The organism is Nocardia sp. NPDC005998 (assembly GCF_040614395.1).
In the GTDB taxonomy this organism is placed as follows: Bacteria; Actinomycetota; Actinomycetes; order Mycobacteriales; family Mycobacteriaceae; genus Nocardia.
On record NZ_JBEXUI010000039.1, the window covers coordinates 25,705 to 37,941 of the forward strand.

General features: G+C 66.6%; 10 protein-coding genes. 9 read left to right on the plus strand and 1 reads right to left on the minus strand.

Going from position 1 to position 12,237, the window contains the following annotated elements; all coding sequences use genetic code 11:
• Positions 1 to 34: 34 nt before the first annotated feature.
• From ABZ293_RS34345 to ABZ293_RS34380, 8 genes are all read left to right on the plus strand, one after another.
• Complete coding sequence (locus ABZ293_RS34345) at positions 35 to 2,779, plus strand: PEP/pyruvate-binding domain-containing protein (protein WP_355187583.1); 2,745 nt, start codon at positions 35 to 37, stop codon at positions 2,777 to 2,779.
• A complete protein-coding gene (locus tag ABZ293_RS34350; RefSeq protein WP_355187585.1) occupies positions 2,776 to 4,107 on the plus strand; it encodes a pyridoxal phosphate-dependent aminotransferase family protein in 1,332 nt (443 codons plus the stop codon). The genes ABZ293_RS34345 and ABZ293_RS34350 overlap by 4 nt, the downstream gene beginning before the upstream one ends.
• Position 4,108: 1 nt before the next feature.
• Positions 4,109 to 5,512 carry a nucleotidyltransferase family protein gene (locus ABZ293_RS34355; protein ID WP_355187587.1) on the plus strand — a complete coding sequence of 468 codons (1,404 nt, stop codon included), beginning with the start codon at positions 4,109 to 4,111 and terminating at the stop codon, positions 5,510 to 5,512.
• Between the two features lie 200 nt (positions 5,513 to 5,712).
• The gene (locus tag ABZ293_RS34360; protein ID WP_355187589.1) at positions 5,713 to 6,414 is read left to right on the plus strand and encodes an HAD family hydrolase; all 702 of its coding nucleotides are present in this window, start codon (positions 5,713 to 5,715) and stop codon (positions 6,412 to 6,414) included.
• The gene (locus ABZ293_RS34365; RefSeq protein ID WP_355187591.1) at positions 6,415 to 7,347 is read left to right on the plus strand and encodes a diacylglycerol kinase family protein; all 933 of its coding nucleotides are present in this window, start codon (positions 6,415 to 6,417) and stop codon (positions 7,345 to 7,347) included.
• A complete protein-coding gene (locus ABZ293_RS34370) occupies positions 7,344 to 8,120 on the plus strand; it encodes an SDR family NAD(P)-dependent oxidoreductase (protein ID WP_355187593.1) in 777 nt (258 codons plus the stop codon). The genes ABZ293_RS34365 and ABZ293_RS34370 overlap by 4 nt, the downstream gene beginning before the upstream one ends.
• Before the next feature lie 165 nt (positions 8,121 to 8,285).
• The gene (locus ABZ293_RS34375; protein WP_355187595.1) at positions 8,286 to 8,759 is read left to right on the plus strand and encodes an HAD-IIIC family phosphatase; all 474 of its coding nucleotides are present in this window, start codon (positions 8,286 to 8,288) and stop codon (positions 8,757 to 8,759) included.
• A 226-nt stretch (positions 8,760 to 8,985) separates the two neighbouring features.
• Complete coding sequence (locus ABZ293_RS34380; protein ID WP_355187597.1) at positions 8,986 to 10,176, plus strand: MFS transporter; 1,191 nt, start codon at positions 8,986 to 8,988, stop codon at positions 10,174 to 10,176.
• Here ABZ293_RS34380 and ABZ293_RS34385 read toward each other — a convergent pair.
• Positions 10,128 to 10,361, minus strand: coding sequence for a hypothetical protein (locus tag ABZ293_RS34385; RefSeq protein ID WP_355187599.1), 234 nt, complete (start codon positions 10,359 to 10,361; stop codon positions 10,128 to 10,130). The genes ABZ293_RS34380 and ABZ293_RS34385 overlap by 49 nt on opposite strands.
• A 66-nt stretch (positions 10,362 to 10,427) precedes the next feature.
• Here ABZ293_RS34385 and ilvD point away from each other — a divergent pair, with 66 nt between their 5' ends.
• Complete coding sequence (gene ilvD / locus ABZ293_RS34390) at positions 10,428 to 12,134, plus strand: dihydroxy-acid dehydratase (protein ID WP_355187601.1); 1,707 nt, start codon at positions 10,428 to 10,430, stop codon at positions 12,132 to 12,134.
• Positions 12,135 to 12,237: the final 103 nt, after the last annotated feature.

Genomic DNA, 12,237 nt, shown 5'->3' on the forward strand with positions numbered 1-12,237 from the left:
TTCGCACAGCAATTCGATGAGAGGCGGTGGCCAGGTGGCGGCTGAGCCCGGAGCAGCCCTCGGCGCGACAGTCCGCGACATCGCACTGGCCGCCGATGCCACGCTGACGATCCAGATCGGCGCCAAGGCGGCCAACCTCGCCAGGCTGGTAGCGGCCGGATATCGGGTGCCCCCCTTCGTGGTGCTCAGCTCCGCGGCCTGCGCTCGCATACTCGAACCGATCCGCGGATCCATTGCCGCGGAACTCGATTCGCTCGACCACACCGATCCGGCCGCGCTGCGTGCGGTGTCGGCGCGGATCCGCGCGCTCATTCTCGCCACGGTGATACCCGCGGATATCCGAACCGAACTCGACGCAGATGTCAGCGAGATCGTCGATCGCACGCCGCAGTCCGGTGCCCGGCTGGCCGTACGCTCCTCGGTGAGCGGTGAGGATTCGGCGACCGATTCCTTCGCGGGGCAGCTCGATACGCTGCTGAATATCGCTCCCGCGGAGGTATCCGGTGCGGTGCTGGAGGTGCTCGCCTCCGCGTATTCGGAGCGGTCGCTGTTCTACCGGGCGCACCGCGGTCTGGACAACGCTGAGATCGACTGTGCCGTCCTGGTTCAGGTGCTGGTCGACAGTGCGGTATCCGGTGTCGTCTTCAGCTGCAATCCGCAGACCGGCGATCCGGCCGAGGCCGTGGTCTCGGCCGCGCTCGGACTCGGGGAAGGGGTGGTCGCCGGAACCGTCGAGTGTGACACCTATTTCGTCGATACCGCCGCGCGCACGATCGTGTCCCGTTCGGTCGCCGAGAAGCAGAGCAGAGTGGTGGTGGCCGCCGATGGTTCCGGCACGGTCATCGAACAGATGACCGCTGTCACCGAGCAAGCTCTCACCGACGCGCAAGTGGTCGAACTCGTCGACATCGCGACGGCATTGGCCGAAACTTTCAGCATCCCACAGGATATCGAATGGGCCTATGACGCTGGCGGGGTGCTGTACCTGCTCCAGGCCCGTCCGATCACCGCGACGGGCGCGCGCGAGACCATCTTCGACAATGTCAATGTGGCCGAGTCCTACCCCGGCCTGTCCACCCCGCTCACCTTCTCCATCCTGCGCAATGCCTACGAACAGGTATTCCGAGCCTGCCACCGGGACTTCGGCGCGAGCGGCGCGATCGTCGACCGCAATGCCGCGAGCCTGTACCCATATCTGGTCGGCACCGCCCACGGCCGCATCTACTACAACATCAGCAACTGGTACCGGCTGTTCCTGCAGATTCCCGGCATGGAATTCGCCATCGAGGGCTGGGAGGCGGCCCTCAATATCGAGAACCGCTATCAGCGTCCTGCCGCACCGAAGCGCGGACTGGCACGGGCGAAGATGTATCTGCTCCGGCTGCGCATCGCAGCCATTATCACCGTCGGCTGGTTGCGCCTGCCGCGCCGACTGCGCGCATTCTTCACCGAACTGCAATCCTTCACCGCCGATCTGGATCGCCGCCTCGCCCCGGATACGCCGGAGCGGGAACGGGATCCGGAGGCGCTGCTGGAGTGGATGGAGCGCTGCCTGCACGAACTGGTGCCCGCCTATGCCGTGCAGATCTTCAATGACTTCCTGGCCCAGCAGATGTTCCACGTTGTCGGACTGCTGCTGGAACGCGAAGGTCTCACCGAGACGGCCGCCATCACACTGCGCAACGAATTGTTCTGCGGCGAAGAGGGGGTCGACAGCGTCGACCCGGTGCGCTCCGCACTCGCTTTGACCGCCACGGTCCGGTCCGATGCCGCGCTGCGCGAACTATTCGAGGGGCCGCTGGAGCCGCAGGAAGTGTGGAAAGCTCTGACGCAAAGCGGATTCGCCGAATTCCGTGCGGCCTACCTGCGCCATATCGCGCTATTCGGCGACCGCACCGTCGATGAGCTGAAGCTGGAGACCGACCCGCTGGGCGAACATCCGGAGCGGCTGGTGCCGATGCTGCGCAACTATCTGCGTGGCGGTCAGAACATCGACGAGATGGCGGCGCGCGAGAAGCTGATCCGGCGCGAGGCCGAGGCCACCGCGGCGGCACTGTTCCGCGGAAAGTTCGTGCAGCGGATGGCATTCCGGTTCGTACTCGGCCGTGCGCGCGAGCATGTCAAGCAGCGCGAGAATATGCGCCTTGGCCGCAGCCGCTCATTCGGCCTGGTGAAGCGGGTGTTCCGCGAATACGGCAGGCAAATGCACGCGGCCGGACTGCTCGACGATCCGCGCGATATCTTCTGGCTCACCTACGAGGAGATCGCGGCACTGACCCGGGGCACCGCCATCGATACCGATGCCGCGCGCACCGTGGCCACCCGCAAGCGCGACCACGAGCGCTGGCGCACCGAGGAGTTGCCGACACGGATCGTCACGGCAGGTATCGCGGCCGTCGGCATCAACGATCCGTCCTTCGAACATCCGGCCTCGACCGGCGATTCCGGCAGTGTGCTGCACGGAATCGGTTGTGCCCCGGGCCGAGTCGAAGCTCCGGCATTGGTGCTGACCACACCGGAGCCGGATGTGGTCGTCGACGGGCAGATCCTGGTGGCCGCCAGCACCGATCCCGGTTGGGTCTTCCTGATGGTGGCCGCAGGGGGACTGGTCAGCGAGAAGGGCAGTCCGCTCTCGCACACCGCCATTATCGGCCGCGAACTCGGCATCCCCACCGTCGTCGGCGTTCCGGGCGTCACCCGCCTGGTCGCCAGCGGGGATGTGCTGATTCTCGACGGCAAGGCCGGAACCGCAACCATCGTTCAGGAACACAGCTCATGACTTCCACCGCGGCCGTCCCACACCAGAGCGGTGCCGGGCACGGCGAGAACTTCAGCCTCGAACATTATCTCGATCCCGCCGCACACACCTTCGAACAGCGCTTCGACGAGTTCCGGCCCTATGTCGCGAATGCGCGCGGCACCGGGTTCGTGCTGCGCGAGATCACCGGACCGGCCGGACCCGTTGTACAGGTGCGCGATCCCGACGGCGGTGCGGTCCGCGACCTGATCATGCTGGGCTCGAACAACTACCTGGGGCTCGGCAACGAACCCGAGATCGTCGAGGCCGCCGTCCGCGCCATCCGGGAATTCGGTGTCGGCCACGGTGGGCCGCCGCTGCTGAACGGCACCACCTCGGTGCATCGGCGACTCGAGGAACGTCTCGCCGAGACCAAGGGCTGCGAATCAGCGCTGGTCTTCTCCTCCGGCTATGCCGCCAATGTGGGCTGGGTGACCGGTCTGCTGCGCAATGGCGACATCCTGCTCTACGACGAGCAGAGCCACGCCAGCCTCTACGACGGCATCCAGCTCGGCCGGGTCCGCTCGATGGCCTTCGACCACAATGACCTTCGGCATCTGCGGCACCGGCTGATGCAGATCCTCTGGCGCAATCCAGGCGCGAATGTCGTGGTCGCCGTCGAGGGCGTGTACTCGATGGACGGTGATATCGCGCCGCTGCCGGAGATCCGGGCGCTGTGCGATTCGTTCGGCGCCTGGCTGGCCATCGACGACGCACACGGCACCGGTGTCCTCGGTGCGAAAGGTCATGGCACCGCCGAACATTTCGACATGGGGCCCGGATCGGTCGAGCTCTATATGGGCACGTTCTCGAAGGTGTTCGCCACCACCGGCGGCTTCGTCGCCGGTTCCAAGGATCTGGTCGATACGCTGCGCTTCTTCGCGCGGTCCTACATGTTCTCGGCATCGCTGGCGCCCGCGGTGGTCGCCTCGGTGCTCGCCGCCATCGATTTCATCGACGCGCATCCCGAGCGCATCCGCCAATTGCACGACAATGTGGACTATTTCGTGCGGGAACTGCGGCGAATGGGCTTCGCGGTCGATCCGCAGACCGCGATCATTCCGATTCTCGTGCCGCAGCATCTGGCCGTTGCCGAGGTGGTGGCCGCGCTGCACGCCGAGGGCGTCTTCGTCAATGGCGTCGAATTCCCGGCCGTGCCACGCGAACAGCAGCGACTGCGGGTCAGCATGATGGCCACCCTCAGCCGGGAGCAGTTGGATTTCGCGCTGGCGAAGATCTCGACCGTTGCGCGCCGTTTCGGCTTCCATCCCGAACAGATCGGCACCACCGAATACGAAGGAATCCGCTGATATGACCGGAACCGAGATCGCTGCTGGTGCAACGGCTTCCGAGCGCCTGATGGTGCACGCCGCACTGGCCGAGCCGAGCCCCGACGAGCGGTCGCAATTGGCGAAACTCGCCCATGAGATCACCAATTGGGCCGAGGTTTTCGAGCTGGCGAAGGTCAATGCGACCGTCCCGCTGGTGCAGCGCCGCCTGGAATCCGAAGACCTCTACGGGCTGGTACCAGAATTGGTGCGCGCGCATTTCGCGGGCGTGACCGATCACATTGCCGCCGTCAACGATCGGCGTTTGGCCGGTGCCCTGGAGCTGTTGCGCCGCTTCGACGAACGCGGCGTGCGCTGTGTCGTGCTCAAGGGCATGCTGTTCTCGACGGAGATCTATCACGACCCGCGCTATAAGCGCATGAACGACCTCGACATCCTCGTCGAACTCGACCAGGTCGACACCGTCATCGAGATCTATCGGGAACTCGGCCTTTTCGCCACCTCAGAACTGCTCGGCAAGGCTCCCAAGGTACGCGCCGAACGCTCCCACCACCTGCCGTCGTTCGTCTCCCGTGACGGTGCGCTGGTCGTCGGCACGCACTGGGGCCTGATCACCCCGTTGGCCCCGTACACCATCGACTACGCCGCCATCTGGAACCGGGTGCGGCGCATCGACTTCTACGGTGTGCCGGCCTGGGCCATGTCACACGAGGACAATCTGCACCACCTCGGCATCCACCTGCCCTACTACAAGACCGGTGTGCGCGAACTCGCCGATATCTGGAATCTGGCGCGCTATGCGACCGGTCTCGACTACGACCTGCTCGCCGGTGAAATCGCCAAGGCGGGCAGCGAAAACCTGATGTACCACGCCCTTTCGTTGGCTGATCGGCTCGTCCCGGTCCCCGAATTCGCGGCGCTGGTCGGCTGGATCGCCCCGAAGGTCAACCGCTTCACCCGCTATGACACCGCGCGCAAGACCGCCGATATCCACGCTCTACTGCGCAGCCGCTCCACCCACACCTCGCGCATCGAGAAGGCCTATACCGAATTCAATATGACCGCGGTCGCCGCGGAGAAGCGCGGCAGCTTCGCGCGGCTGTGGTCCGATCTGTTGCTGGTGCCCGGCGCGGAGGCGCGCAAGATGAGTTCGCTGCGCGACCCATCGGCGCTATCCGACCTCGGCGCGCGGATCGCTGCTCCGTACCGCCTGACCCGGGTATTCCAGCGTGACCTCGGCCGCTGGCTGTTTCCGGCGGCACTGGCCAAGACGGTCTTCGATCTCGGTGCCGCCTATGGTTCGGAAATGGCGAGCCGGGCGGGCATCGGTACGAGCGCGGCCGAGCGTCCCGGCATTGATGAATACGCGGCGCAGCTCGGCCTGACCCGAGACGATCTGCAAGCGGTTCTGGACAGCCAGGAATGAATACAGCGTCGCGCAGCGACCCGATGAGGGGTGGTGGTCGGGTGACGGGTGGGCATACAGCGTCGCGCAGCGACCCCATGAGGGGTGGTGGTCGGGTGGCGGGTGGGCGCACAGCGTCGCGAAACGGCCCGATGCGGGGCGATGGTCGGTCGGCGGATGGGCACACAGCGTCGCAAAGAGGCGGGTCCGGATATCGGACGGTGCTGTGGGACCTGGACGGCACCCTGGTGCGACTGCACCGGCGCCGGTTCAAAACGCTCATGCCGCTGGCAGCCGCACAGGTATTCCGCGAGTTGACCCCGCGGCACCGATTTCTGCGCGTCCTCTACGGCGTGCTGAAGCAAGTGCGCGCCAACGACACCGAGCACACCAATACCGAACTCATGGTGCGACTGCTCGCCGACCGGCTCGGCCTCGCACCAGATGCCGTCGCGGCGCAACTGAAGACCTTGGCGGAGACGGGCTTTCCGCGCCTGCGGCAGTGCTTTCCGCCCGAGCCGTGGGCGCTGGATACGGTGACCCGGCTCCGGGAGATGGGCACCGTGCAGGTGATCGCGACCAATCCGCTGTGGCCGGACAGCACGGTCGTCACCCGGCTGGGTTGGGGCGGCTACGACCCGTCCGTCTTCACCTTTCGCACCAGCGGCGAGAATATGCGCCGTTCGAAGCCACGCATCGAGTTCTACCGAGAACTGCTGGCTCGGCTCGGCGCGGAGCCGGGGGAGTGCGTGATGATCGGCAATGACGCCGCCAATGATGCGCCAGCGGCGCGAATCGGGATCCCCGTCTTTCTGGTGAATGTGCCGGAATCGGCTGTCCCACAAGACTGTTCGGCCACCGGTCTAGTAAGCACCGGGGGTTGGCCTCGGCTGCGCGAGTGGCTGGGTATCGAGGAGGATTAAATGCTCGTCGTCCTGAATCCACAGTCCAATGCCGGGACCGCCCTACAGCGGTGGCGTCCGGTCGAACATGCCTTGCGTGAACGGGATACCGACCTCACCGTCGAAATGCCCGGCGACGCAGCGCAAGCCGCGAAGGTGGTGCGCGCGAGTTTCGAGTCGGAAGCACCCGATGTCATGGTGGCGGCGGGCGGCGACGGCATGGTCAACCTGGTCCTCAACGCGATGATGGATCCCGAGACGGACCGACCGCGGCGCGCAGCGGCGAATACCGCGCTGGGTGCGGTCGGCCTCGGCAGCTCCAATGACTTCCATAAACCGGGGCGAACCAGGATCGCCGATATCCCCGTCCGGCTCGGTCCGGCCGAGCTCGTCGATGTGGGCAAGGCGACCATGCTGCTGCCCGACGGCACCCGTGCGGTCCGCTACTTCCTGCTCAATGCGAGTATGGGACTCGTTGCGGCGGGCAATCATTCGTTCAACCACGCCCGCGGCCTGATCGGCTGGCTGAAGTCACGCAATGTCGAGGCGGCCATTGTCGCCACCGCGCTGAGCAATATCGCCACCCATAAGCCGCTGGCCATCCAGGTGCGCGGCTCGGACTGGGTGCACACCGCGCCGATCACCAATGTCGGCGTGCTCAAGAGCGTGCACTTCGCCGGCGGCATGTACTACGACACCCCGGTCACCCGCGCCGACGGCCGTTTCGATATCAATATCTGGGAAGCCGCTGGCCACGCCCGGATTCTCGGTCTGATCGCCGGTCTCTACCGCGGCAAGTTCGCGGGCTCCGCACTGGCCACCTGCCACCGCGACACATCGGTGGAACTGCGCCCCGCGGCGCCGGCACCGCTCGAACTCGATGGCGAGATCACAATCGTCGAATCGGCGCGTCTCGAGGTATTGCCGCAGGTACTGAAGGTGTGTGCGCTATGACCGTCGTCCTGGTGACCGGCGCCGCCAACGGTATGGGTGCGGCGACCATGGAATACCTTGCGCGCGTTGGCTATACGGTCGAAGGCAGCGACAGGATCGCGCGGGAGGGCGTGTGCGTGGTCGATGTCCGCGATACCGAGGCGGTGCGCGGGTGGGTGCAGGCCGTGCACGCACGGCACGGGCGGATCGATGCGGTGGTCACCTTCGCCGCCTACGGCATTGTCGGCTCGGTGGAGGAGACCGATCCGGACGAGGCCGCCGCGCTGATCGACACCAACGTGATCGGCACGCACCGCGTACTGCGCGAGGTGCTGCCCATCATGCGGGCGCAGGGCAGCGGCCGGGTGATCGTGGTGAGTTCCGGTGCGGGTGCGATCGCCGAACCCTACGGCGGCTGGTACTCGGCCACCAAGGCAGCCATCGAACGTCTGGGTGAGGCGATGCGGATGGAGACCGCCGCTTTCGGCATCCGTGTTTCGGTGTTGGCACCGGGATGGACGGTCACCCCGATCATCGATTCCGCTGTGCGCGTTGCCGATCCGATCGAGGCGTACACACCCGATCGGATCTCGGTGCTGGCGCGGGTTACCGGCTATCTCCGGGCCGGACAGTCCGCCGAGGCGGTAGCCAGAAAGGTGCGGACGATCCTGGAAGCGGATGAACCGCGCCAGACCTACCTGTGTGGCAGCGATATTCGGCTGTCGTTCTGGACCCGGCGATTCACCCCCGCGCGCGTCTACGAACGCCTCGTCCGCCGCTATTACGGCTTTTGACAAGAGCATTTGCGGGCGGTAACGGTAGTATCACGTCGGCCGGCCGGGCTCCCAAGAAAGCGGGGGCTTGCCCGGCACCTGCCGTTCGCTGGATGGTGTGCTGGTACCCCATCCGCCGATGACACGGCAGGGGAGGCAGCGATGACCAACCGATAGGGGCAGGCGATGGCACCGGCTCTGAGATGTCTTGTCTGGGAACTGGACAACACCCTCTGGGATGGTGTCGTGTGCGACGCGACCAGCGGCGCACCACGGCCCGCCGCCCTACGCACCCTGCATATGCTCAGCGAACGCGGCATCTGGCACGCCGTCGCCAGCCGCAGCGACCGCGACCTCACTCTGCACAAGCTGTACCGGCACGGGCTCTATGACATGTTCTCGGTCATCGAGATCGGCTGGGGCCGCAAGTCGTCATCGGTGGTCCGCATCGCGCAGACGCTCGGACTGACGCTGGACACCATCGGCTTCATCGATGCCGAACCGGTGGAACGCGCGGAGGTCGCCCGGAAGCACCCGCAGGTGCGCTGCTACGCCGCCCGCAATGCCGATGTACTGCCAGCCCTGCCCGACTTCCGCCCGGTGCTGCGCACGGGGCCATCGGCCACGCCACCGATGGGATTCGCGAGCATCACGGGGTAGACGCTGTCGCGAGCGAGGGCATCGGCGCCAGGTCGTGTGGAGGCGCGTTTCGTCGCAGCTGGGCGCTGCCCGCTGTGGTCCGAGCGACGCTGGTGAGCGAGCGTGGCGACGGTGCGCAGCCGACGCCGGACTCGAGTGGTTCACCTGTTCGCCCGCATGTACTGCCGCACCCGCGGATCGTCGCTATTCTCTGACCGTGTCGGCGGTCGTCCCCAGGCCAACGGCGATGACCCCCTGGCGGTTCGTCGTCGGATTCGGCGTGGTCAGCCTGCTCGCCGATATCGTCTATGAGGGCGCTCGCGCGGTCACCGGACCATATCTGGCCTCGTTGGGTGCCAGCGCCGTGCTCGTCGGCGTCATCACCGGCGCCGGTGAGGCATTCGCGCTCGCCGGTCGACTGGTGAGCGGACCCCTGACCGACCGAACCCGCGCCTACTGGCCCCTGGCGGTCGGCGGCTACACCCTTACTGTCACCTCGGTGCCATTGCTCGGCTTCGCGACCGGACTGTGGTCGGCCGGGGTGCTCGTGATCGCCGAGCGGGCGGGTAAAGCGGTGCGCAGTCCGGCCAAGGATGTGCTGCTGTCCCATGCGGCGGGCGCGGTCGGGCGCGGGCGCGGCTTCGCCGTACACGAGGCCTTGGACCAGATCGGCGCGCTGGTCGGGCCACTCGTCGTCGCGGGCATTCTCGTATTGTCGGCCGGCGACTACCGGCCGGCCTTCTTCGCCTTGGCGATACCGGGTGTCGCGGTGCTGGTGGTGTTGGCGAGACTGCTGGTCCGCGTGCCGAATCCGGCCGTCTATGAACCGACTCGCCATGCGCCGACCGCAGGCGCCGGTGCCCCAACCAGATTGCCGACGGCGTATTGGAGCTATCTGGCTTTCGCCGCTGCGACGACCACCGGCTTCGCCGGTTTCGGTCTGCTCGCCTTCCACTTGGCCACCCATGCGATCGTCCCGTTGGCGGTCGTTCCTGTCGTCTATGCCGCGGCGATGGTCGTCGATGCCCTCGCCGCCCTGCTCACCGGCTGGTGCTACGACCGCACCGGTGCCCGAATCCTGCTCGCGGTGCCGATCCTGTCGGCGTTGATCCCACCGCTGGCGTTCCAGGACCAGCCGATCCCCGCCGTCGTCGGTGCACTGTTGTGGGGCGCGGTCCTGGGCGTCCAGGAATCCACCCTGCGCGCGACCGTTGCCGACCTCGTCCCGGTGCAACGGCGTGGCACTGCCTACGGGATCTTCGCTGCCGGTTCGGGCCTTGCCGCCTTCGCCGGATCCGCGCTGCTCGGCCTGCTGTACTCCCGCTCCCTGACGGCCGTGGTCAGCATCACCGCCGCCATCCAACTCGTGGCCCTACTCGTCTTCGTTACCTACCACCTTCGCCTGCGAGCGACCGCGCGGAAATCCGTAAGCGGATAGCCGAGATCGATCGGCGTGGCCGACCGAAGTCGCTGCCGCAGTGCGGGCAGGAATGCCTCGATGTGGGCGCAGGTGGCCTCCGGTTGCTCCAGGTGGGGCAGATGGCCTGCCGCGCGGATGATCTCGAAGCGGGCATTGCCGAACGGGCCACCCTGCTGAATCTGCTCCAGCGAATCGGTGCGCACCGATAATCGGCGCGGTGATCGGCGTGGTCGGCAGCGCTCGACGATCCGGGCGGGAATGATGTGGCCATGGCCAATGATCCGAACGTTCCCGATATCAAACCCCGCAGCCGCGACGTCACCGATGGTCTGGAGAAGACGGCCGCGCGTGGCATGCTGCGGGCCGTCGGCATGGACGACGGAGACTGGGGCAAATCCCAGATCGGGGTGGCTTCGTCCTGGAACGAGATCACGCCGTGCAACCTGTCGTTGGATCGGCTCGCCAAGGCCTGCAAGGAGGGCGTATTCGCGGGCGGCGGATATCCCATGGAGTTCGGCACCATTTCGGTCTCCGACGGCATCTCCATGGGCCATGAGGGCATGCATTTCTCGCTGGTCTCGCGGGAGGTGATCGCCGACAGTGTCGAGACGGTGATGCAGGCCGAGCGGCTCGACGGTTCCGTACTGCTGGCCGGATGCGATAAATCGCTGCCCGGCATGCTGATGGCGGCGGCGCGACTGAATCTGGCGAGCGTATTCCTGTACGCGGGCTCCATCCTGCCCGGTATCGCGAAACTCTCCGATGGCAGTGAGCGCGAGGTGACGATCATCGACGCGTTCGAGGCCGTCGGCGCGTGCTCGCGGGGTTTGATGAGCCGCGAGGATGTGGACGCCATCGAACGGGCCATCTGCCCGGGCGAGGGTGCGTGCGGTGGGATGTACACCGCCAACACCATGGCCAGCGCGGCCGAGGCCTTGGGCATGTCGCTGCCGGGCAGTGCGGCGCCGCCCGCGACCGATCGGCGACGCGACGGCTATGCGCGGCGCAGTGGTGAGGCGGTGGTGGAGTTGCTGCGGCGCGGGATCACCACCGCCGACATTCTCACCAAAGAGGCCTTCGAGAATGCGATCGCCGTCGTGATGGCATTCGGCGGCTCCACCAATGCGGTACTGCACCTGCTCGCGATCGCACACGAGGCGAAGGTGGATCTGACACTGGACGATTTCGCCCGTGTCGGTCGCCGGGTGCCCCATCTCGCCGATGTGAAACCCTTTGGGCGACATGTGATGACGGATATCGACCGGATCGGCGGCGTGCCGGTGATGATGAAGGCGCTGCTCGATGCGGGCCTGCTGCACGGCGACTGCCTGACCGTGACCGGCCGGACGGTGGCCGAGAACCTCACCGATATCGCCCCGCCCGACCCCGACGGAAAAGTGGTCCGGGCCATGACATCCCCGATCCACCCGACCGGCGGCATCACCATCCTCGCCGGATCCCTGGCACCCGGCGGCGCCGTGGTCAAATCCGCGGGCTTCGACTCCGACGTATTCACCGGCACCGCACGGGTTTTCGACGGTGAGCGCGCGGCCATGGACGCATTGGAGGACGGCACGATCACCGCGGGTGATGTGGTGGTCATCCGCTACGAGGGTCCCAAAGGTGGCCCCGGAATGCGGGAAATGCTCGCGATCACCGCGGCCATCAAGGGCGCGGGACTGGGCAAGGACGTGCTGCTGCTCACCGATGGGCGATTCTCCGGCGGTACCACCGGACTGTGCGTCGGACACGTCGCTCCTGAAGCGGTCGACGGCGGTCCGATCGCCTTCGTCCAGGACGGCGACCAAATCCGCCTCGACGTCGCCGCGGGCACCCTCGACCTGTTGATCGACCCCGCGGAACTCGCCCGCCGCGGCGAGGGCTGGAAACCCTTGCCGCCCCGCTATACCCGCGGCGTGCTCGCCAAGTATTCGAAGCTGGTCGGCTCGGCCTCATTCGGTGCCGTCTGCGACTGACGGCTGGTCCGGCGGGATCGGCTTCGACGTGCGGGCGAAGGCTCGGCAGAACGTTCCTTCGCCGACATCGATCCTGATCCCGCCGATCCTCGCACCCGCGCTG